Genomic DNA, 20,117 nt, shown 5'->3' with positions numbered 1-20,117 from the left:
AGGCGCGGGCATAGACGGACGGCCGGATTGGTTGACTCAGAGCGATAGTTGCGCTTCCGCAACTAAAGTCGTATCGTTGATCCAGATCAACTTTCTAGGAGCATCCCACCTTGACCACCATCTCTTCCTCCACGCCCGAGACGCAGCGCTCGGCACGCGAGGTCTTCACCGCGATCTCCGGGCTCGTCGTCGGCATGTTCGTCGCCGTGCTCTCGGGCACCGTGGTGTCGACCTCGATGCCCGTCATCATCGCCGACCTCGGCGGAACCCAGTCCCAGTACACCTGGGTCATCACCGCGAGCCTTCTGGCGACCGCCGTCTCCACCCCCATCTGGGGCAAGCTGGCCGACCTCGTCGATCGCAAGATCCTCGTCCAGATCTCGCTCATCCTCTTCACCGTCGGCACCGTGATCGCCGGCTTCTCGACCGACACGAACATGCTCATCGCGGTCCGCGTCGTCCAGGGCATCGGCGTCGGCGGCCTGATGTCGCTCGTGATGATCGCCGTCGCCCTCATCATCTCGCCGCGGGAGCGCGGCAAGTACATGGGAGTCGTCGGCGGCATCATGGCGCTCGGCACGATCGGCGGACCGCTGCTCGGCGGCGTCATCACCGACGTGTGGGGCTGGCGCGCCAACTTCTTCATCGGCGTCCCCTTCGCCCTCGTCGCCCTCGTGCTCCTGCAGTTCACCCTGCATCTGCCCAAGCCGCAGCGAGCCAAGGTCTCGATCGACTACTTCGGCATCGTCCTGCTCGCCGTCGGCGTCTCGACGCTGCTGATCTGGGTCTCGATGGGCGGCAGCGAGTTCGAGTGGGACTCCGCCACGAGCATCATGCTCGGCGTCGTCGCCGTCCTCGCGATCCTCGGCTTCATCGCCGTCGAGTTCTTCGTCAAGGAACCGATCGTGCCGATGTCGCTGTTCCGCAACCGCACGTTCACGCTGTCGGTCCTCGCCTCGATCGCGATCGGCGTCTCGATGTTCGCCACGTCGGTGTTCCTCGCGCAGTACTTCCAGCTCGCCCGCGGCGCCACGCCCACCGAGTCGGGCCTCATGACGATCCCGATGATCATCGGCCAGATGGGCTCCTCGATCGTCATCGGTCAGCTCGTCAGCCGCTTCGGCAAGTGGAAGGGATGGATGCTCACCGGCTCCGTGCTCACCACGATCGGCGTCAGCCTGATGGCCACCCTCCGCTACGACACCCCGTTCGCGCTGGTGGCGATCTACATGCTCGTCCTGGGCGCGGGCCTCGGCATGGTCATGCAGAACCTCACCCTCATCGTGCAGAACGACACCGACCCCCAGCAGCTGGGAGCGGCCTCGTCGAACGTGAACTTCTTCCGCACCATCGCCGGCACCATCGGCGTCACCGTCATGGGCTCGCTGCTGTCCACCAGCGTCGCCACGTACATCACCGACGGCCTCGAAGGGTTCGCCCCGACGACGCAGGATGAGATCGACGCGCTGCAGAACCTCGCCTCCGGCGATGTGCCGAAGGTCGCCGAGCTGCCCGACACGATCCGGGCGATCGTCGAAGGCGCCTACGGGCACGGCATCGCGGATGCGTTCATCATCGCCATCCCGCTCGCCGTGCTGGCCGTCATCGCGATCGCGTTCATCAAGAACAAGCCGCTGTCGACGAAGAACGCCGCGGAGCAGCTGCGCGAGCAGGCCGAGGAGTCCGTGATCGAGGTCTCCGAGGCCGAGGTGGGAGCGGCCACGGGAACGATCCGCATCGTCGGCGACGAATCCGCGTCACCGGCCACGGGCTCGGTGCGCGTGCTCGAGCGCGAGGATCGGGAGCAGGGGCGCTGACATGGTCACCGCCGAGGCGGACGTCCCGACGGATGTCGACGGTGCGCTCGCGGACTTCCAGGGGCACATGAACCTGATCTTCGCGAGGGCGCGGTCGCTCTGGAAGGAGTCCGCCGCCCGCGTCCACCCCGAGCTCCAGGTCTCCGGATACAAGCTGCTGACGTTCATCGATCGCGCCGGGAGCGCGAACGCGCATCTCCTCGCGGAGCGCTTCGAGATGGACAAGTCCGTCATCAGCCGGCAGGTGCGGATGCTGGAGGAGCTCGGCCTGCTGGAATCCCGGCCGGACGAGCGAGACGGAAGGCTGCGCGTCCTCACGGCCACGTCGTCTGCGGTGGCTGCTCTCGCCGAGCTGCGCCGGGATCACGCCTCGCGCCTGCGCGGGGTCATCGGGGAGCTCTCCGCGGACGAGATCCAGACGGCCTCCAAGGTCTTCCGGCTGCTCGCCGAGGTCTGACTCATGAAGCCCCGCCGTCGAGCCCGACGGCGGGGCTTAGCCGTACACTGGCGAGCATGAGCACCGCCCCCGCCGAACCCGTCGACTCCGGGGCGTCCGCCGTCGGAGGGCGCATCCCGGAATCGGAGATCGATCAGGCGGTGAGCAGGGTCGAGCACGAGCTGGCCCGTCTCTTCGCCCGCATCCGGATCAGCTGGCGCGAGGCGGCCATCACGGTGCATCCGGATCTCCAGCCGCTGGGCTACCAGGTGCTCGTCTCGATCGCGACGGGCAAGGCGACCTCGGCCGGCGCCATCATCGAGCGGCTGCAGACGGACAAATCGGCCGTCAGCCGCCAGGTGCGTCAGCTCGAGCAGCTGGGCCTCGTCGAGAGCGTCCGCGACCCGGAGGACCGCCGTGCTCGCGTGCTGGTCGCCACCGACTTGGCGCAGGAGCGCGTCGCCCTCGCGCGATCCCGCTACGAGGGACGTCTCGGCGAGCGACTGCGCGACTGGTCGTCGGAGGATCTCGAGCACTTCGCCGACCTGCTCGCCGCCCTGGGCGGCGGAACGGGCTGACGCCTCGTGAAGGAGGCACGGCCTCCCGCACCTGGGGAGGGCGAGGTGGGAGGCCGTGCGGTCTCTATGCGGGGCGCCCCGGTGTCAGCCTGCTTCTGACGCCGCGGGAAGCTCGGTGACGATGAGCCCCTCGGCCCAGGCGATCCGAGCGAGCTCCAGCTTCGTGCGTGCGGGACGGCCTGCGGCGGTGTACTTGTCCCTGACGCGATTGAGGTACTTCCGCGCCGTGTCGTGCCGGACGCCGATCGCCGCGGCCGCCTCGGCGACGGTCATGCCGGAGGCGTACAGCGTGAGGACCCGTTCCTCCTGCGCGCTCAGCCGCGCCGCCCGCTGCGTGCCGTCGATCATGCTCTGCGCGTGGGCCGAGACGAACGGGGCGCCGGCGAGCACGGTCGTCGCCGCGGCGAGGAACTCGGCCTCGCCATCCGATGTGGAGACGATCCCATCCGCGCCGGAGTCCATCAGCGTACGCGAGTTGGCGCGCGAGGACGGCGGGGCCACCAGCAGGATCCGGATACCCGCCCTGCGCAGCGCCGACACAGCGCGCAGCGGCGGGCGGTCGGTGGCATCCGCCGGGACTCCGAACGAGAGCAGGTGCGGCCATCGTCCGCGATCCGCCTTGCTCAGCCACGACATGAACTGCCGCAGCGCGCCGGACTCGTGGACGACCTCGAGCGCCCCCTCGTCCGCCAGGAGCTGCCCGATCCGGCTCCGCTGGAGGACGAATCCGTCCACGACCGCTGCTCGCCGCATCCTCTGTCCCGATCTGCGCACGTCACTCACCGAGCACCTCCCAACGCTCGTTCGAGACCGGAGCCGGCGGGGCTGGGGGGCTGCCCTCGGGGCCGAGCTCTGTACCTCGTTCATATGAGTAGTGCGCGTTCGGCGGGAAAGGTGACGCAGCGGCCGGCCTTGACCCCCGAACGGAGGTCAGCCGGTGGGCATCGCATCACCCTGCCGCCCCGACGTGAACGCGAGGCAATAGACTCCGGCTGTCCAGTTCTTCGCGCGGATCGGACGGGCTCTCGTCATGACGTCGCCGAGGTCCGGTTCAGGCCGTCCTGAGAGAAAGACGCCGTTGACGAGCGCATCGATCCCCCCTGCCGAATCCCCTGAGGACGTCGCCGATGACCTCGCGGCGATGAGCGACGAGGAGCTCGTCAGCGCGCTGCGGGGCGGCCAGGACCGCGCGTACGAGCTGCTGTGGATCCGTCATGTCGCTGCGGCGCGCCGTGCGGCGCGGCGGCTCGCGCCGATGCAGGCGGAGGACCTCGTCTCGGAGGCCTTCCTGACGATCTACGAGCAGATCCGGACGCGCGGGAAGGGGCCGACGAGCGCCTTCCGCGCCTATCTCTTCGCTGTCATCCGGAACATCGCGGCGCGCTGGCACCGCGAGAACGCGCTTCTGGTGAACGACCCCGACGCGGACGTCGTCAGCGAGGACGAGAACCTGCGCAACCTCGAACGGGAGTACGACGGAGCCATCCTGCTGGACGCCTTTCGAGCGCTTCCCGACCGCTGGCAGCGGGTGCTGTGGCTGTCCGAGATCCAGGATGTCAGCCGGCCCGTGATCGCGGCTGAGCTCGGCATCCGTCCGAATGCGGTCTCCGCTCTGCACCGCCGTGCGCGCAGCGGCCTGCGCGTGCAGTGGCTGCTCCATCAGGTCCCGGCGGACCTCAGGGCGGACCCGGACCATGTCGCCGCGGCACTTCCGGAGACGATCGTCGGCGGAAGCGTGCAGGGCCGGCTCGCGCTCGCATCCCACCTGGGCACGTGCGAGCGGTGCCGCGCGCTCGAGATGGAGCTCAGGGCCGCGTATCGCGACGGGAAGAAGTCGGCGGCGTCCGTCGGAGGGCTCGCGGCTCTCGGGGTCGTCCTCCCGGCCGCGTCGGCGCTGTGGGCTGCGCCCGTCACGATCACGGTCGCAGCCGGCGTCGGATTCGGCTTCGCCAGCGTCGCCGCCGTGCTGATCGGCGCTCTCGGCCTCGGCCTCGGCCTCGGCGCCATCACGCGTCCGGTCGCGCCCGGCGACGCGATCGTCGCGCTTCCGCTGCCGGACGCCACGCACCGCCCCGTCGTCGATGCGCGCCCGGAGCCGTCGCTCCCGTCGCCGACCCCGACGCCGGCCGCCACCGGCGCCCCGCTCGGGCCGCCGAGCACGCCGCCGCCCGTCGAGGAGATCGACATCTTCCTCCCGGGTCCGGACAGCGACGGCTTCCCCGTACGCCCGGCGCCCGAGGCGCCGGCGGATCCGTCCACGGTGACCCCTCCCTCGCAGGAGCCCGCGGCCCCGCCCGCGCCCGCCGTGATGACGGCGACCCCGTCATCTGCCTATCTCGCCCCCGTGTTCAGCGGCGACGCCCCTCCAGGGACGGACATCTCCGTGGGCATCGGCGATGACGTCTACCGGACAGCGGCGACCCAGGAGGGAACCTGGTCGTTCGATGCGCGCTCGGTGGCGCTGAGCGCAGGGACCTACACCGCGACCGTGTGGAGCGTCGTGGACGGCGTCGCATCGGGCGCGACGGACGTGCTGTTCACGATCGAGCCGCTGATCCTCGACGGCTTCATGGACTACCCGTCCGTCACGCTTCGGGAGGGGATGGACGCCGGGATCCGGTTCACGATGATCGGCGCTCCGGGGGGCGCGGTCTGCGTCGATTCCGACAACGGTCAGTCCACCCTCGTCCCCCTCGATGCGAGCGGTCGCGCCACCCGCATCCTGCGCTTCTACAACTACGGCATCTACCTGCTGCGGCTCACGCCCTGCGACGGCGACTTCTACGGCCCTGACCTGCCGCGCAACGTCTCCGTCAACAACGGCCTCTTCGATCCCTGGGTCCTGGACGACGTCATGTACTGGGAGCTCACCGAGGAGTGAGAGGACCTCGCCGCGGTGAACCGTTCGGCGCATCCATGACGCACGCCGCCGGCGCTTCCCGCTGTGCGACCGGAGGACGCCGATGCGACGGGGCGGCCCCTGACGGCACCGGTGCGTGCCAGGATGATTCCCATGGACTACACGCACCTCGGCCGCACCGGAACCTCCGTCTCACGCATCGTGCTGGGCACGATGAACTTCGGCGATCGCACCTCGGAGGAGGAGTCGTTCGCGATCATGGACCGCGCCGTCGAGCTGGGCGTGAACTTCTTCGACACCGCGAATGCCTACGGAGGCAGCGCGGGACGAGGTGCGACCGAGGAGATCATCGGGCGCTGGTTCACGGCGCGACCGGGGGTGCGCGACGACATCGTCCTCGCCACGAAGGTGCATTCGCCGATGGTCGACGGCGATGTGGTCAACGCGCGCGGCGCCTCCGCCTGGCAGGTCCGCCGTGAGGCGATCGGATCGCTCCGCCGGCTGCAGACCGATCGCATCGATCTCTATCAGTTCCACCACATCGACAGGTACATCCCCTGGGAGGAGCTGTGGCAGTCGATGGAGATCCTCGTGGCCAAGGGGGAGGTCGTCTACGCCGGCAGCTCGAATTTCGCCGCCTGGAACATCGCTCAGGCCAACGAGGTCGCGAAGCAGCGGCACTTCCTCGGGCTGGTGAGCGAGCAGTCGCTCTACAACCTCGCGCAGCGCTCGATCGAGCTCGAGGTCATCCCCGCCGCCGTGAACTACGGCCTCGGCATCCTGCCGTGGTCGCCGCTCAGCGGCGGTCTCCTCAGCGGCGGCTCGAACGATGCGAACGCCCGGTCCAACACCGGACGTGCCGCCGAGACGCGCGCGAAGCACGGCGCGCAGGTCGACGCCTACGAGGAGTTCGCCAGGGAGCGCGGCTGGACCCCGGCAGCCCTCGGCCTCGCCTGGCTGCTGCACCAGCCCGCCGTCACCGGTCCCATCATCGGCCCGCGCACGGTCGGACAGCTCGAGTCGGCCGTGGCCGCGCTCGAGATCAGCCTCTCCGCGGACGACCTGTCGGCGCTCGACGCCATCTTCCCCGGTCCCGGCGGACAGGCGCCGGAGGCATACGCCTGGTGAGCGTCCCGCGACGCTGATCGCGGCGCCGCGAGGGCTGCGCGGGGTGGCGATACCACCGCCGTGACAGCGCGTCAACCCTCGTGCCCGCGGTCGCCGTCGCTGCCAGTGTGGAGTCCGTCACGAGCGAAGGAGACGTTCTCATGAATATCGCACTGGTGCTGATCATCATCATCGCCGTCGTACTCGCCATCGTCGGCGGGCTGAACGCAGCGCTCAACTGGCTGCTGTGGGTCGCGCTGATCGTCGGCGTGATCGCGCTCATCGCGTTCCTCTTCCGCGTCATCGGAGGCCGGAGCAAGGTCTGAACGACGGGGGTCCGGCGCTGTTCAGATGCGTCCGAACAGCGCCGGATCCACCGGCCTCAGGGTTCGCGGCAGCCCTTGGACGACGAGCAGGTAGGACTCCGTGACGAGTTCGGCGACGAGCCCCGCTTCCAGCGACGGGCCGGGCCGCACCGAGATCCAGTGCCGCTTGTTCATGTGATAGCCGGGCGTGATCTCGTCGAATCCGGCGCGTAGCGCCTCGGACTCCTCCGGGAGCGACTTCAGGACGAGCATCGCGTCGGCGTCGACCCCGGACACGAGGAGGAACACCTTACCGCGCACCTTGTACACGTCCGTCTCCGGTCCGAAGGGATGTCCGAGGCCGGCACCGGGGAGCTCATCCACGCGTGCCGCGGCGGCGGCGATCAGCGCCTCGCCGTCCATCAGAACAGCCGCTCCTGATCGCCGGTGTCGTCTGTGCGAGGGACGGCTCTCACCCGCTCGTCGAGGGATGCCGCCGACGAGAGCGCCTCGTCGACGACATCGCGCCCGGCGTCCGACGTCAGCCATTCGTGCGCGAAAGTGGCCGGGATGAGCACCGGCATCCGGTCGTGGAGTCCGACGAGATGAGCCGGAGCCGGGCGCATCACCACCGAGTAGCAGGTGATCCATCCGCCGTCGGACATGCGCGCCCGCCGGGCGACGGCCGCCATGCCGAACAGCGTGCCCTCCTCCAGGCCGAACTCGTGCCAGACGCGATCGGGCTTCTGGAGCTCGAACCAGCCGGTCGCAGGAACGATCGCATGCATCCTCGCCCCGCCCGCCTGCTCCTGCAGGCGTTCGGAGCGCGTGTTGATGGAGGGGAACCTCGCTGGCTCGCCGTTCACCAGATAGCCCCACCAGGCGGCCTCCCGCGCGGCATCGCCGTCGCGGGAGACGAGCAGCGGATTGAGGTTGCGCAGGTTCCTGCCGGTCGGCCGGAGGGTCTCCCCGGCATTCCGCGCCGCCCACTCCCGCAGGCCCTCGAGGACCTCGGCATCCACTTCGGCGAGCAGCTCGGCGTCCGTGAAGCGGGGATCGAGGCCGTAGCTTGCGCACATGCCGCAAGAGTAGTCCCGGACACGGACATGCCGGGTGTCAGAGCGTGCCACCGGGCTCGGATAGGGTGCACGAGTGCCCGCCAATCGTACGCTGCCCGCTCCGATCGCCCTCGGCGGCGCCGTCCTCATCGGGGTCATGACCGCGGTGCAGGCGCGCATCAACGGCGTCCTCGGCGCGCGCCTGGACGACGGTGTCGCGGCCGGGCTGGTGTCCTTCGCCGTTGGCACGCTCGTGCTCGCGCTGATCGTGGTGTCGCTTCCCTCGGGCCGGTCGGGGATGGTCCGCCTCCTGCACAGCATCCGAGGCCGCCGCATCCCGCCGTGGATGCTGCTCGGCGGCGCCTGCGGCGCCCTCACCGTCTCCACGCAGGGGTTCACGGCCGCGGTGCTCGGCGTCTCGCTGTTCACCGTCGGGGTCGTCGCCGGCCAGACCGTGCACGGCCTCGTGCTGGACCGCATCGGATTCGGACCGGCAGGGGTCGTCGCCGTGACCATGGGCCGGGTCGCAGGCGGAGCCCTCGCCCTCGTCGCCGCGGGCATCTCGCTGGGAGGCGACGTGCTCGCCGGCACGCCGCTGTGGATGCTTCTGCTGCCCTTCGCCGCCGGCGTGGGCATCGCCTGGCAGCAGGCCGCGAACGGCAGGCTCGCGCAGCGGGTCGGCTCTCCGATGATCGCGACGATGACGAGCTTCATCGTCGGGACGATCGTGCTCGCGCTCGCCGCGACGGCGAGCATCCTCGTCCGAGGGATGCCGGAGTCGCTGCCCGCCGAGCCCTGGCTGTACCTCGGCGGTCTCCTCGGCGTGACCTACATCTTCCTCGGCGCGTTCCTCGTCGCGCACACGGGGGTGCTGCTGCTCGGACTGGGATCCGTGCTCGGACAGCTCGTGACGGCGGTCGTCATCGACACGATCTGGCCGACGGAGGCGGGCCCGGCGACGTGGCAGCTCGTCGCCATGGTCTCGGTCGCCATGGCATCCGTGCTCGTCGCGCTGGTGCGGCGTCGGCGTTGACCATCGCCGCTGCGCTCCGTCCGGCCCGTGCTCGTCGGCTGGTGTCTCGTGTCGTCGCCTTGCTGGTCGTGACGCGGCCAATCGGGCCACCCGCCCACGTCCGGCTTGCGACCCGGCGCGGGGAGGGGGCCCGTTTCGTCGCCTCGGGCGCGAGGAGTCGGCCGTTCGGGCCACCTGCGGCCGGCGGCGGGGACGACTACTCTCGCGGGGGCATCCGGGTGAGCAGCTGCGCAGCATCCACGGGCTTGCGCCGCCCCGGGCTCTTCGCGGGCTTGCCGCCGACGTAGAGCCAGCCCAGCAGCTCCTCGTTCTTCTTCAGCCCGTGCGCCTTGGCGACGGCCTTCGCGCGCGTATATCCGCCGGTGCGCCAGATGACGCCCCAGCCCGCCTCGTCGAGGAGCAGGCTCAGGGTGTGCGCGACACCGGAAGCGACGGCCTCCTGCTCCCAGCGCGGGACCTTGTCGCTCTTGCGGTAGCTGGCCACCACGGCGATCAGCAGCGGAGCGCGCAGGGGCTTCGACGACGGGTCCTTGTCGCCGTTCGCCTTCGCGATCGCCCTGCCAAGGACCTCACGGTCGTCGCCGCGCAGCTCGATCAGACGCCAGGGGCGCAGGGACGAGTGATCCGCGACGCGTCCGGCAGCGGCGACAAGGGGGAGCAGGTCCTCCCTGGTCGGGGCGTCCTCCGTGACCTTCGACCAGGACTGCCTGGCGCGGACGGCGTCGAGCGCGCTCACGCCTGCGGGGCCTCGGGTGTGAAGTTCAGCGCGAGCGAGTTCATGCAGTAGCGGTCTCCGGTCGGGGTGCCGAAGCCGTCGGGGAAGACGTGGCCGAGATGCGAGCCGCAGTTCGCGCAGCGCACCTCGGTGCGCACCATCCCGAGGGAGCGGTCCTCGATGAGTTCGACCGCCTCCGGGCGGATCGACTCGTAGAAGCTCGGCCAGCCGCAGCCGGAGTCGAACTTCGTGCCGCTCTTGAAGAGCTCGACGCCGCAGGCGCCGCAGGTGTACAGGCCGGCGCGCTTCTCGTCGAGCAGCTCGCCGGTCCAGGCGCGCTCGGTGGCGGACTGACGGAGCACGGCGTACTGCTCATCGCCGAGCTCGGTGCGCCACTCGGCGTCGGACTTGTTCACGCTGTAGGACATGGGACCTCCTGAGTCCCTCCCATTCTCTCGCGTTCTCGCATCCCGTGGCGCGTCCTGGCTATGAGCGAGCCGGGAGTGGCGCGGGCCTGATCCGGGCGTGCGGACGTATGCTTCGGACATGCTCGGAGATCTGACGGACCGCGACCGCGCGATCCTCGCGCTGGAGGTCTCCTGGCCTCGGCACAGCGGCTCCAAGGAGGAGGCGATCCGCGATCGGCTCGGGATGAGCCCGGCACGGTACTACCAGCTGCTCTGGCGGCTCATCGACACCGAGCAGGCGCTCGAGCACGACCCCCTGCTGGTGCGCCGGCTGCGCCGCATCCGCGATGCGCGGGGAGCGCGGCGGACCGCTCGGATGCAGGGCTTCGTCGGCTGAGAGCGGGCTCGCGTCCGTCGCATCCTGAGCGTCGTCCGCGAGGATCCCAGAGCGCATGCCCTAGCATCGAGGGGTGTCCAAGCCCGCTCGTGATCGTTTCGACGATGTCCCCCGCACGTCCGGTCGAGTCGGCGCGCACCGCGCCGAGAATCCCGGCAGCAACGGCTGGATGGTGCTGCTCTGGGCGGCTGTCGCCGCGCTCGTCCTGCTCGTCGTCGGCATCTTCGGAACCCTCGTCGTGATGGACCGCATCTCCCTGTTCCCCGAGTCGCAGCAGAGCGCGGCTCCGCTGCCGGAGGACACCGGCGTGGTGGACACGGCCTACTCGGTGATGATCCTGAACGCGTCGCCGGATGAGGCCCTGGACGACGCCATGCGGGACACGCTGGTCAACGCGGGATGGAATGCGGACATCGTGTTCGCCGTCGACGGCTCGGCGGACGACTTCCCCGAGACCACCGTCTACTACGTGGCGGAGGCGGACGAGGAGGCGGCGCTGGGCCTGGCGAACCTCATCGGAGGCGCGCTCGTCGAGCAGAGCGACTTCTACGCCGACCTGAACAACACCGAGGGCGCCCAGCTGACGGTCGTGATCGGCGTCGACCGCTCGACCGTCGCTCCGGCGGAGTAGCCGTCTCGCGCGATCCGCTCGCGCCGATCCGCCGTTCCTCCCTGAGCGTACGCGGCTTGCACTCGATGGGGTCGAGTGCCAGAATGGGCGTTAGCACTCGATTGCTCTGAGTGCTAAACCGAACGTATACGTCCAGGAGGGACGACAAAACTCATGGCAAAGATCATCGCTTTCGATGAGGAGGCCCGCCGCGGCCTCGAGCGCGGCCTGAACATCCTCGCCGACGCTGTCAAGGTGACCCTCGGCCCGCGTGGTCGCAACGTCGTGCTCGAGAAGAAGTGGGGCGCCCCCACCATCACGAACGACGGTGTGTCGATCGCCAAGGAGATCGAGCTGGACGACCCGTACGAGAAGATCGGCGCGGAGCTCGTCAAGGAGGTCGCGAAGAAGACCGACGACGTCGCGGGCGACGGAACCACCACCGCGACCGTGCTGGCACAGGCTCTGGTCCGCGAAGGCCTGCGCAACGTCGCGGCCGGCGCCGACCCGATCTCGCTCAAGCGCGGCATCGAGAAGGCCGTCTCCGCCATCACGGCCGAGCTGCTCTCCAGCGCGAAGGAGATCGAGTCCAAGGAGGAGATCGCGGCGACCGCCTCCATCTCCGCCGCCGACTCCGAGATCGGCGAGCTGATCGCCGAGGCCATCGACAAGGTCGGCAAGGAGGGCGTCGTCACCGTCGAGGAGTCGCAGACCTTCGGCACCGAGCTCGAGCTCACCGAGGGCATGCGCTTCGACAAGGGCTACATCAACCCCTACTTCGTCACGGACCCCGACCGCCAGGAGGCCGTGTTCGAGGAGCCCTACATCCTCATCGCGAACCAGAAGATCTCCAACATCAAGGACCTTCTGCCCGTCGTCGACAAGGTGATCCAGGACGGCAAGGAGCTCGTCATCATCGCCGAGGACGTCGAGGGCGAGGCTCTCGCGACCCTGGTGCTGAACAAGATCCGCGGCATCTTCAAGTCCGTCGCCGTCAAGGCGCCCGGCTTCGGCGACCGTCGCAAGGCGCAGCTGCAGGACATCGCGATCCTCACGGGCGGACAGGTCATCACCGAGGAGGTCGGTCTCAAGCTCGAGAACGCCACCCTCGACCTGCTCGGCCGTGCGCGCAAGGTCATCGTCACCAAGGACGAGACCACGATCGTCGAGGGTGCGGGCGACACCGCGCAGATCGAGGGTCGCGTGACGCAGATCCGTCGCGAGATCGAGAACACCGATAGCGACTACGACCGCGAGAAGCTCCAGGAGCGCCTCGCCAAGCTCGCCGGCGGCGTCGCCGTCATCAAGGCCGGCGCGGCCACCGAGGTCGAGCTCAAGGAGCGCAAGCACCGCATCGAGGACGCCGTCCGCAACGCGAAGGCGGCCGTCGAGGAGGGCATCGTCCCCGGTGGTGGCGTCGCGCTGATCCAGTCTGGCAAGAAGGCGCTCGACGCCCTCGAGCTGGTCGGTGACGAGGCGACCGGCGCGAACATCGTCCGCGTCGCCATCGAGGCTCCGCTGAAGCAGATCGCCCTGAATGCCGGCCTCGAGCCCGGTGTCGTCGCGAACAAGGTCTCCGAGCTCCCGGCGGGCCACGGCCTGAACGCCGCCTCCGGCGAGTACGTCGACCTGTTCACCGCCGGCATCATCGACCCGGCCAAGGTCACCCGCTCCGCGCTGCAGAACGCCGCGTCGATCGCCGGCCTGTTCCTCACCACGGAGGCCGTTGTGGCCGACAAGCCCGAGAAGGCTCCGGCGCCCGCCGCCGACCCGACGGGCGGCATGGACTTCTGACACGACCGGGCTTGATGCCGCGCAGCGGCGTTGAGCCAGGGCGGGTCAGGGTCGAGCGAGCCCCGCGAAGCGGAGCGAGTCGAGACCTCATGTCCTGACAGAAGGACCCCGAGCCTGACGGCTCGGGGTCCTTCTGCGTTTCGACTCGATCACCTGCGGTGTCCTCGCTCGATGAGCGGGTGGGTGGCCTGTGGTGTCCTTGCTCGATGAGCGGGTGGGTGGCCCCTGTGGTGTCCTTGCTCGACGAGCGGGGTGGGCGGCCCCTGTGGCATCCTCGCCCAGTGAGCGGGGCGGGAGTGTCGCGGTCGCCGGTCGAGCAGAGGGTCAGCGGAACAGGTTCGCCGAGTACTGGTCGGCGTCCGCGTACTGCACCGCGGCTGTGCCGAGTGCGGTGCTGATGGAGGCGAGAGCCTGCTCGACCTGCAGTTGCGCGGTGCGCCACTGCTCGCCGCAGGCCTGGAACGCGGCGGAGGCGTTGCCCGTCCACGAGGCCTGCAGCTGCGCGAGCTGTGCGGTGAGAGCGGTGGACTCGGCCTGCAGCCGATCCACCGTCCCGCGAGTGGCGGTGGTGACGGCCTGCACGGCTTCCGTGTCGACGCTGAAGACGGTCATGGGGAGACTCCTCTCGGTGGCCGACACGTTCTGCGTCGGGTTCTCCGAGAGTAGGCGGGCTGCTGTCATACCCGCAGGAGGGGAACGGCGGATTCCTGCGGTCTCCGGGAGAGACGCCTCACAGCACCGGCGGTGCAGAGCGAGTGCGTGCTCAGAGGGTCAGCGGCTCGATCGGCTGCGTGTCCTCCAGCAGATGCTCCGGCACGGCGCGAGCGGGGGCCAAGGGCAGTGTCACGGTGAAGGTGGCGCCTCCGCCCGGGGTCTCCGTGACTGCGACGGATCCGTGCAGCGCCTCGATGATCGAGGCCACGATGGCAAGACCCAGTCCCGAGCCGCCGGTCTCCCGCGCGCGGGAGGTGTCGGCCCGCCAGAAGCGCTGGAAGATCTGCTCACGGATTTGCTCCGGCACGCCCTCGCCGTGGTCGGCGATCGCGATGGAGCCCGTGCCCGATGCGCGGTCCGCCCCGACGATGATCTCGACGGGGCTGTCCTCCGAGGAGAACCGGCGGGCGTTCCCCAGCAGGTTCGTGACCACCTGGCGCACCTTGTTCTCCTCGCCGAGCACGATCGGGGGAGTGCGGACCGGCACGTCGACCGCCTCGCTGAAGTCGATCTCCGGCACCGGTTCGGGCTGCACTCCGCGGGGGCGGCGGCGCAGCCGCGCGAAGGTGGCGCCCGCTCTTCCGCGCGCGGTCGGCGACGGGTGGTTCGGCTCGGGAGCCCGAGGCGTCGCGGCATCCTTCGGGGGAACGCTCTTGTTCGTGGTGTCGATGACGGTCACGGTGCGCCCGGGAGCGGCAGCCCTGACATCCAGCGCGGCATCCCGCGCGATCGGGCGCAGATCCAGCGGGGAGATCTCCGGTTCGCGCTCCTCGTCGAGTCGGGCGAGCGCGAGGAGGTCCTCGACGAGGACGCCCATCCGGATCGCCTCCTTCTCGATGCGCTCCATCGCCCTGGCGGTGTCCTCCTCGCCGCGGATGGCGCCCATCCGGTACAGCTCGGCGTAGCCGCGCACGCTCACGAGCGGGGTGCGCAGTTCGTGGCTGGCGTCGCCGATGAATCGGCGCATGTGCTGCACCGTGCGGTCGCGCTGCGCGAGCGAGCGATCCACGCGGTCCAGCATCGTGTTGATCGCGTAGTTGAGGCGGCCGACCTCGGTGGTGGGCTCGAGATCCGTCAGCCGTTGGCTGAAGTCGCCCGAGGCGATCGCCATCGCCGTGGACTCCACATGGCTGAGCCGCCGGAAGGTCAGCGTGACGAGCCCGCGGATGAGAAGGGCGGCGATGAGGATCGTGAACAGCGTCACCGTGATGTAGATCGCGAAGTAGGTGCCGATGATGCCGTCGGCCTCCTCCAGTGACAGCGCGACGAGCTGCACGTAGAAGGTCCCGTCGCCCTCCTTGATGCTGACGGCGGCGTAGAAGTCGCTGCCCTTCTCGCCCCGGATGGTGAGCGGACGGTTGTCCTCGTCGATCTTCGCCTGGGCGAGCGTGTAGGTCGCAGGCCATTCGGGGCGTCCTGCGCCAGGGGCGCCTCCGGCTTCGGCGATGAACCGGCCGGTGGCGTCGTAGAACGCGACGAAGGTGTCGCCGCGGGCCGCGTCGTCCTGAGGCGTGAAGCTGAGCCCGCCCTGCCCGTCGGGGGCCACGACGAAGTACCGGTCCGCGAGGTCGAGATCCGTCAGCCCGGGCAGCTGTGCGTCGATGTTCCCGACCAGCGCCGCGCGCAGAATCGGGACGGTGCCGATGCCTGCCACCACGAGTCCCAGGGCGAGCACGGCGACGGTGACGCCGGTGACCTTCGCCCTCAGGCTGATCCGCCGCCACCACCGGGTGACCGCGTCGGGCTTGTGCGCCATGCGGTCCGGTCCCTTCCGTGAACGGCGTGCGGCGCCGGCCGGTCAGGCCGACTTGCCTGCGACCTTCAGCATGTAGCCGAAGCCGCGCTTGGTCTGGATGAGCGACTCCTCGGTGTGCGGGTCGATCTTGCGGCGCAGGTAGGAGATGTAGCTCTCCACGATCCCGGCGTCCCCGTTGAAGTCGTACTCCCAGACATGGTCGAGGATCTGCGCCTTGGAGAGCACCCGGTTGGGGTTCAGCATGAGGTAGCGCAGCAGCTTGAACTCGGTGGGGCTGAGCTCGATCGGCGCCTTGCCGACGAAGACGTCGTGCGTGTCCTGATCCATCGAGAGCTCGCCGGCGCGGATGATCGACTCCTCGTCGGCCTGCATCGTGCGCCGCAGGATCGCCTGTGCACGGGCCACGATCTCGTCCAGAGCGAACGGCTTGGTGACGTAGTCGTCGCCTCCGGCGTTCAGCCCCTCGATCTTGTCCTGCGTGTCGTCCTTGGCGGTGAGGAACAGGATGGGCGCCGTGAAGCCCGCTCCCCGCAGCCGCTTGGTGACGCTGAAGCCGTTCATGTCCGGCAGCATCACGTCGAGGATGATGAGGTCCGGCTCCTCCTCCAGAACGGCGGAGATGGTGGCTGCGCCGTTGGCGACGGTCTTCACCTGGAACCCGGCGAAGCTCAGGCCTGTGGACAGCAGGTCGCGGATGTTCGGCTCGTCGTCGACGACCAGGATGCGCGCATCAGTCATGCCCCCATTATGGTGACTCCGGTGATGTCCTGGCTGATCATTTGCCGGAGCGCCCGGCTCTCGCCCCTCGAAACCGCGACACCACGCCGAGCGGCGGGCGCATCGCGGCGTGCTCGGCGTGGTGTCGCAGTCTCGAGGAAGAGCGGCTAGGCCGCGATCGCGTCCGCATCCATGATCGTGTAGCTGTACCCCTGCTCGGCGAGGAAGCGCTGGCGGTTCTGGGCGTAGTCCTGATCGATCGTGTCGCGGGCGACCAGCGTGTAGAAGCTGGCCGTGTGGCCGGACTGCTTCGGGCGCAGGAGGCGGCCGAGCCGCTGCGCCTCCTCCTGGCGCGACCCGAACGACCCCGACACCTGGATGGCGACCGACGCCTCCGGCAGATCGATCGAGAAGTTGGCCACCTTCGACACCACGAGCAGGGAGATCTCGCCCTCGCGGAACGCGCGGTACAGCTCCTCCCGCTCGTCGACGGGCGTCGCACCGGTGATCTGCGGGGCGTTCAGAGACTCGGACAGCGACTCGAGCTGATCCAGGTACTGACCGATCACGAGGATGCGCTCGTCGGAGTGCTTGGCGATGAGCTCCTTCACCGCGGTGATCTTCGCCGGGGCGGATGCGGCGAGACGGTAGCGCTCGTCATCGGTCGCCGCCGCGTACTCGAGCCGGTCGCTCGGCGGCAGGTCGACGCGCACCTCGTAACAGGCGGCCGGGGAGATGAACCCCTGCGCCTCGATCTGCTTCCACGGCGCGTCGAAGCGCTTGGGACCGATGAGGCTGAACACATCGCCCTCCCTGCCGTCCTCGCGCACCAGCGTGGCGGTCAGGCCGATGCGCCTGCGCGCCTGCAGATCGGCGGTCAGCTTGAAGACCGGAGCAGGCAGCAGGTGCACCTCGTCGTAGACGATGAGTCCCCAGTCCAAGGCGTCGAGCAGTGCGAGGTGGGCGTACTGGCCCTTCCGCTTGGCGGTGAGGATCTGATACGTCGCGATCGTGACGGGCTTGACCTCCTTGACCTGCCCGGAGTACTCGCCGATGTCCTCGACGGTGAGGGAGGTGCGCTTGAGCAGCTCGTCCCGCCACTGCCGCGCCGAGACGGTGTTCGTCACGAGGATCAGCGTCGTGGTCTTGGTCGCGGCCATGGCGCCTGCGCCGACGATGGTCTTGCCCGCGCCGCAGGGGAGCACGACCACGCCGGAGCCGTCCTTCGAGAAGGCGTCGACGGCCTCCTGCTGATAGGGCCGGATCTGCCAGCCGTCCTCGGCGAGATCGATGTCGTACGGGGTGCCGGGGGTGTAGCCGGCGAGGTCTTCGGCGGGCCAGCCGATCTTGAGCAGCTCCTGCTTGATCTGGCCGCGCGCCCAGGCGTCGACGACGTAGGTGTCGGGCGCCGGATGTCCGATCAACAGCGGCTGGATGCGCTTGTTGCCCGCGACCTGCGCGAGCACGGCCGGATCGGTGGACCGCAGCAGCAGGCCCCCCTCGTCATCGCGCTCGATGACGAGGCGTCCGTAGCGGTTGACCGTCTCGGTCAGGTCGACGGAGACCGACGGCGGCACGGGGAAGCGCGACCAGCGGTCGAGCGTGTCCAGCATGTCCTCGGCGGTATGGCCCGCCGCGCGGGCGTTCCACAGGCCCAGACGCGTGATGCGGTAGGTGTGGATGTGCTCTGGAGCTCGCTCGAGCTCGGCGAAGATCGCGAGCTCGTGGCGGGCGCTCTCGGCATCCGCATGGGCGACCTCGAGGAGCACGGTGCGATCGCTCTGGACAATCAGGGGGCCATCAGACATAGCTGACCAGTCTACTGCGCGACGATGCGAGCGGATCGGATGCTGGACACCGGCAGCGTCCTCTCCACATCCGCCGCCCTGTCGCGGCCGCGCAGCCGTCCGCCGCCGAGGCCGCTGGCCTCGAGCGTGAGCTGCCTCGTGGATCCGTCCGGCATCCCCACCTCGACGAGGATCACCGCGCGCTGGCGCACCGCGGCGTCGAGCTCCCGATCGAGCCAGGCCGCATCGGCGTCCGGACCCTGGCGCTCGCGCAGCCGTGCGATCAGCGCGGCGTACGAGGGCGCCGAGGCGCGGTCGACGTCGTCGAGCAGCTCGCGCCGCGCCGCGACAGGGGTCCCGTCCGCATCGACGATCGTGGCGGGGTAACGAGCGTCGGTGAGGGCCCAGTAGGTCGTCTCGGGGCTCACGCGAGTGGTGAGCGCGCCGGATTCGCGATGCAGGCCGAGCGGGCGCAGCGCCTGGTCGACCGAGATCGCGTCGATGAGGTTCGCGTCGGCGCTCGTCACGCGCGTGCGGCCGGCGGCGGCATCCGCGGAGATGCGGACGAGGCCGTGCCGGGCGGCGGTCTGCGCGATCAGGTACTGCAGGGGCTGCGGGATGCCGGTGAGCGACAGCTCGCCGAGGAACGTGGTGATCGACGTCTCGGTCTCGCCCTCGCCGAGCGCGCGGGTCAGCGAGTCGGCCGTGAAGCGGTACGACGACGCCTGGGCGGCGGACTCGCGGTCGGCCATCGAGCGCAGGCGCACGTCCAGGCTCGGCGCCAGAGGACCGGGGGAGATCGCGGAGAGGTCGTTCTGCAGGAAGAGGCGATCGACCTCGGCGGGGAGCATCGCCCGGAGCGGCTCCGGGTCGGCGGGGCGCCCCAGGCGAAGCGGAGTCGCCCAGGCGGGCTCGCCGCCCTCGTCGTCCACGAGACCGAGGAGTGCCGCCTCGTGGAGAAGCTCGGCGCTGCGCGCGGGCCAGGCCGGATCCCAGGGACGTCGCGCGGACCAGCCCGACGGCGGGGCCCACCCGCCGTCGGGGGTGCGGATGCTGCGGGGCAGAGCGTCGCGGAAGGCCGTCGCCAACTGCGCCCAGCGTTCGGTGGCGCTCCGGCGCAGCCAGGCGTCGCCGGCACGGGTGAGACGCAGCGTGCGCTCGTGAGCGCGTGCGAGTCCGGCGATCTCCGCCAGGGCGAGGAGGGGACCGATGCCGTCCGCCGCGATGCCCGCCTCCGACATGCGTCGGCGCTCCGCGGCGTTGAGCGTGCCCCCGGCGAGCAGGGAGAACGGCGTCTCCCGCGTCGCGAGGAGCAGATCGGCGATGGCGGCGACATCCGTGAACGCCCGCTCCGCGGCGTGGGCCGCCGCCGTGTCCGCGGCCGGGGCGGGCGGCGCGTCCTCTGCGAGGTCCGGGGGCGTGCGGCCCGCCAGCAGTCCGGCGACGGGGGGCGGAAGCGTCCCCTCCGGGGTCACCAGGCCGAGGGCGGCGAGTCGTGGTGCGTCAGCGGGGTCCCCGGAGAGCAGCGCACGCGCTTCCTCCGCGCTGACCGACTGCAGGGCGCGCTCGAGCGATGCCGGCTCGAGCAGCGCCTCCGCCGCATCGAAGAAGTCGTGCCATGCAGCGTCAGAGCGCACCTCGCGCTCTGCGAACAGCCGCTCCAGATCCGTGTCATCGGCAGCGGCCAGCCACACGGCGAGCGGGCGTGCGTGCGTGCTCATCTCAGGAGCGCTTCGCTGCGCGCCCCTTCCGCACGAAGCTCATGATCAGCAGCGTGATGATCATGACGAAGGCGATGGGCAGACCCCATTGCGGGACTGCGGCGACGAGCGGCCACGGCGCGGCGGCGAACTCGGCGTGCTGCATGCCGACCGCGGTGGCGATGATGATGGCGAAGAAGCAGAGCACCGAGAGCGCGGCGAGCGTCAGCGCCGTGAAGGCGAGGATCCGATCCACCGCGCGGACGGGAACGTCCGGCTCGGAGTTCTGGCTGCTCATCCGTCTCAGCCTAGTGCCTCGCGGACCG

Annotated in this window: 21 protein-coding genes; 10 read left to right on the top strand and 11 right to left on the bottom strand. The window is 69.9% G+C overall.

The genetic code is table 11. From position 1 onward, the window contains the following. The first annotated feature begins 110 nt into the window (after nt 1-110). The 3 genes from ACYVGQ_RS16935 to ACYVGQ_RS16925 are packed head-to-tail and all read left to right on the top strand — an operon-like array spanning nt 111 to nt 2,831. Nucleotides 111-1,817, top strand: a complete 1,707-nt coding sequence (locus ACYVGQ_RS16935) for an MFS transporter (RefSeq protein ID WP_460785852.1) — start codon at nt 111-113, stop codon at nt 1,815-1,817. A gap of 1 nt (nt 1,818) precedes the next feature. Continuing rightward, nucleotides 1,819-2,274: a MarR family winged helix-turn-helix transcriptional regulator gene (locus ACYVGQ_RS16930; protein ID WP_460785851.1), complete on the top strand. Its 456-nt coding sequence runs from the start codon at nt 1,819-1,821 to the stop codon at nt 2,272-2,274. Between the two features lie 56 nt (nt 2,275-2,330). After that, nucleotides 2,331-2,831: a MarR family winged helix-turn-helix transcriptional regulator gene (locus ACYVGQ_RS16925; protein WP_460785850.1), complete on the top strand. Its 501-nt coding sequence runs from the start codon at nt 2,331-2,333 to the stop codon at nt 2,829-2,831. Between the two features lie 84 nt (nt 2,832-2,915). On the opposite strand, the gene ACYVGQ_RS16920 is transcribed toward ACYVGQ_RS16925, so the two are convergent. Then, entirely contained in the window at nt 2,916-3,566 is a 651-nt protein-coding gene (locus tag ACYVGQ_RS16920; protein ID WP_460785849.1) for a helix-turn-helix transcriptional regulator, read from the bottom strand. Between the two features lie 343 nt (nt 3,567-3,909). On the opposite strand from ACYVGQ_RS16920, the gene ACYVGQ_RS16915 reads away from it, so the two are divergent. From ACYVGQ_RS16915 to ACYVGQ_RS16905, 3 genes are all read left to right on the top strand, one after another. Next, the gene (locus tag ACYVGQ_RS16915) at nt 3,910-5,712 is read left to right on the top strand and encodes an RNA polymerase sigma factor (protein ID WP_460785848.1); all 1,803 of its coding nucleotides are present in this window, start codon (nt 3,910-3,912) and stop codon (nt 5,710-5,712) included. 132 nt (nt 5,713-5,844) lie between these two features. Continuing rightward, nucleotides 5,845-6,819, top strand: a complete 975-nt coding sequence (locus ACYVGQ_RS16910; protein WP_460785847.1) for an aldo/keto reductase — start codon at nt 5,845-5,847, stop codon at nt 6,817-6,819. A gap of 140 nt (nt 6,820-6,959) precedes the next feature. After that, a complete protein-coding gene (locus tag ACYVGQ_RS16905) occupies nt 6,960-7,124 on the top strand; it encodes a hypothetical protein (protein ID WP_460785846.1) in 165 nt (54 codons plus the stop codon). A 21-nt stretch (nt 7,125-7,145) separates the two neighbouring features. Here the strand turns inward: ACYVGQ_RS16905 and ACYVGQ_RS16900 are convergent, their stop codons facing one another. Then, complete coding sequence (locus ACYVGQ_RS16900; protein ID WP_460785845.1) at nt 7,146-7,526, bottom strand: MmcQ/YjbR family DNA-binding protein; 381 nt, start codon at nt 7,524-7,526, stop codon at nt 7,146-7,148. Continuing rightward, nucleotides 7,526-8,182: an SOS response-associated peptidase family protein gene (locus ACYVGQ_RS16895; RefSeq protein ID WP_460785844.1), complete on the bottom strand. Its 657-nt coding sequence runs from the start codon at nt 8,180-8,182 to the stop codon at nt 7,526-7,528. The genes ACYVGQ_RS16900 and ACYVGQ_RS16895 overlap by 1 nt, the downstream gene beginning before the upstream one ends. A 73-nt stretch (nt 8,183-8,255) precedes the next feature. Here ACYVGQ_RS16895 and ACYVGQ_RS16890 point away from each other — a divergent pair, with 73 nt between their 5' ends. Next, nucleotides 8,256-9,194, top strand: coding sequence for a DMT family transporter (locus ACYVGQ_RS16890; RefSeq protein ID WP_460785843.1), 939 nt, complete (start codon nt 8,256-8,258; stop codon nt 9,192-9,194). 196 nt (nt 9,195-9,390) lie between these two features. On the opposite strand, the gene ACYVGQ_RS16885 is transcribed toward ACYVGQ_RS16890, so the two are convergent. Together ACYVGQ_RS16885 and msrB are read right to left on the bottom strand one after the other, a co-directional pair. Next, nucleotides 9,391-9,930 carry a nitroreductase family protein gene (locus ACYVGQ_RS16885; RefSeq protein ID WP_460785842.1) on the bottom strand — a complete coding sequence of 180 codons (540 nt, stop codon included), beginning with the start codon at nt 9,928-9,930 and terminating at the stop codon, nt 9,391-9,393. Beyond that, complete coding sequence (msrB, locus tag ACYVGQ_RS16880; RefSeq protein WP_460785841.1) at nt 9,927-10,337, bottom strand: peptide-methionine (R)-S-oxide reductase MsrB; 411 nt, start codon at nt 10,335-10,337, stop codon at nt 9,927-9,929. Before msrB ends, ACYVGQ_RS16885 begins: the two co-directional genes overlap by 4 nt. A gap of 118 nt (nt 10,338-10,455) precedes the next feature. Between msrB and ACYVGQ_RS16875 the strand changes: the two genes are divergently transcribed. The 3 genes from ACYVGQ_RS16875 (at nt 10,456) to groL (ending at nt 13,117) form a co-directional block, all read left to right on the top strand. Further along, nucleotides 10,456-10,713, top strand: a complete 258-nt coding sequence (locus ACYVGQ_RS16875; RefSeq protein ID WP_460785840.1) for a DUF3263 domain-containing protein — start codon at nt 10,456-10,458, stop codon at nt 10,711-10,713. 73 nt (nt 10,714-10,786) lie between these two features. Beyond that, nucleotides 10,787-11,344 carry a LytR C-terminal domain-containing protein gene (locus ACYVGQ_RS16870; protein WP_460785839.1) on the top strand — a complete coding sequence of 186 codons (558 nt, stop codon included), beginning with the start codon at nt 10,787-10,789 and terminating at the stop codon, nt 11,342-11,344. Nucleotides 11,345-11,497: 153 nt separating this feature from the next. After that, complete coding sequence (gene groL / locus ACYVGQ_RS16865) at nt 11,498-13,117, top strand: chaperonin GroEL (RefSeq protein WP_460785838.1); 1,620 nt, start codon at nt 11,498-11,500, stop codon at nt 13,115-13,117. A gap of 324 nt (nt 13,118-13,441) precedes the next feature. Here the strand turns inward: groL and ACYVGQ_RS16860 are convergent, their stop codons facing one another. From ACYVGQ_RS16860 to ACYVGQ_RS16835, 6 genes are all read right to left on the bottom strand, one after another. Then, the gene (locus ACYVGQ_RS16860; RefSeq protein ID WP_460785837.1) at nt 13,442-13,729 is read right to left on the bottom strand and encodes a WXG100 family type VII secretion target; all 288 of its coding nucleotides are present in this window, start codon (nt 13,727-13,729) and stop codon (nt 13,442-13,444) included. A 151-nt stretch (nt 13,730-13,880) separates the two neighbouring features. Further along, the gene (locus ACYVGQ_RS16855) at nt 13,881-15,587 is read right to left on the bottom strand and encodes a sensor histidine kinase (RefSeq protein WP_460785836.1); all 1,707 of its coding nucleotides are present in this window, start codon (nt 15,585-15,587) and stop codon (nt 13,881-13,883) included. Between the two features lie 42 nt (nt 15,588-15,629). Next, nucleotides 15,630-16,325, bottom strand: a complete 696-nt coding sequence (locus ACYVGQ_RS16850) for a response regulator transcription factor (protein WP_460785835.1) — start codon at nt 16,323-16,325, stop codon at nt 15,630-15,632. A 146-nt stretch (nt 16,326-16,471) separates the two neighbouring features. Further along, nucleotides 16,472-18,112, bottom strand: coding sequence for a DNA repair helicase XPB (locus tag ACYVGQ_RS16845; protein ID WP_460785834.1), 1,641 nt, complete (start codon nt 18,110-18,112; stop codon nt 16,472-16,474). Nucleotides 18,113-18,123: 11 nt separating this feature from the next. Then, nucleotides 18,124-19,812 carry a helicase-associated domain-containing protein gene (locus ACYVGQ_RS16840; protein ID WP_460785833.1) on the bottom strand — a complete coding sequence of 563 codons (1,689 nt, stop codon included), beginning with the start codon at nt 19,810-19,812 and terminating at the stop codon, nt 18,124-18,126. Nucleotide 19,813: 1 nt separating this feature from the next. Further along, on the bottom strand, nt 19,814-20,089 hold the full coding sequence (locus ACYVGQ_RS16835; RefSeq protein ID WP_460785832.1) for a multidrug ABC transporter ATPase: 276 nt from the start codon (nt 20,087-20,089) through the stop codon (nt 19,814-19,816). Between the last annotated feature and the right edge of the window lie 28 nt (nt 20,090-20,117).

It is taken from the genome of Microbacterium tumbae, from assembly GCF_054780175.1.
This window is presented reverse-complemented; position numbering and strand designations above follow the sequence as displayed.

What these genes read in the sequence shown, in the direction of transcription:
- ACYVGQ_RS16930 (WP_460785851.1), top strand. Translation starts at nt 1,819, where the DNA reads ATGGTCACCGCCGAGGCGGACGTCCCGACGGATGTCGACGGTGCGCTC.
- ACYVGQ_RS16925 (WP_460785850.1), top strand. Translation starts at nt 2,331, where the DNA reads ATGAGCACCGCCCCCGCCGAACCCGTCGACTCCGGGGCGTCCGCCGTC.
- ACYVGQ_RS16910 (WP_460785847.1), top strand. Translation starts at nt 5,845, where the DNA reads ATGGACTACACGCACCTCGGCCGCACCGGAACCTCCGTCTCACGCATC.
- ACYVGQ_RS16905 (WP_460785846.1), top strand. Translation starts at nt 6,960, where the DNA reads ATGAATATCGCACTGGTGCTGATCATCATCATCGCCGTCGTACTCGCC.
- ACYVGQ_RS16900 (WP_460785845.1), bottom strand. Translation starts at nt 7,526, where the DNA reads ATGGACGGCGAGGCGCTGATCGCCGCCGCCGCGGCACGCGTGGATGAG.
- ACYVGQ_RS16895 (WP_460785844.1), bottom strand. Translation starts at nt 8,182, where the DNA reads ATGTGCGCAAGCTACGGCCTCGATCCCCGCTTCACGGACGCCGAGCTG.
- msrB (WP_460785841.1), bottom strand. Translation starts at nt 10,337, where the DNA reads ATGTCCTACAGCGTGAACAAGTCCGACGCCGAGTGGCGCACCGAGCTC.
- ACYVGQ_RS16875 (WP_460785840.1), top strand. Translation starts at nt 10,456, where the DNA reads ATGCTCGGAGATCTGACGGACCGCGACCGCGCGATCCTCGCGCTGGAG.
- groL (WP_460785838.1), top strand. Translation starts at nt 11,498, where the DNA reads ATGGCAAAGATCATCGCTTTCGATGAGGAGGCCCGCCGCGGCCTCGAG.
- ACYVGQ_RS16860 (WP_460785837.1), bottom strand. Translation starts at nt 13,729, where the DNA reads ATGACCGTCTTCAGCGTCGACACGGAAGCCGTGCAGGCCGTCACCACC.
- ACYVGQ_RS16855 (WP_460785836.1), bottom strand. Translation starts at nt 15,587, where the DNA reads ATGGCGCACAAGCCCGACGCGGTCACCCGGTGGTGGCGGCGGATCAGC.
- ACYVGQ_RS16850 (WP_460785835.1), bottom strand. Translation starts at nt 16,325, where the DNA reads ATGACTGATGCGCGCATCCTGGTCGTCGACGACGAGCCGAACATCCGC.
- ACYVGQ_RS16845 (WP_460785834.1), bottom strand. Translation starts at nt 18,112, where the DNA reads ATGTCTGATGGCCCCCTGATTGTCCAGAGCGATCGCACCGTGCTCCTC.
- ACYVGQ_RS16840 (WP_460785833.1), bottom strand. Translation starts at nt 19,812, where the DNA reads ATGAGCACGCACGCACGCCCGCTCGCCGTGTGGCTGGCCGCTGCCGAT.
- ACYVGQ_RS16835 (WP_460785832.1), bottom strand. Translation starts at nt 20,089, where the DNA reads ATGAGCAGCCAGAACTCCGAGCCGGACGTTCCCGTCCGCGCGGTGGAT.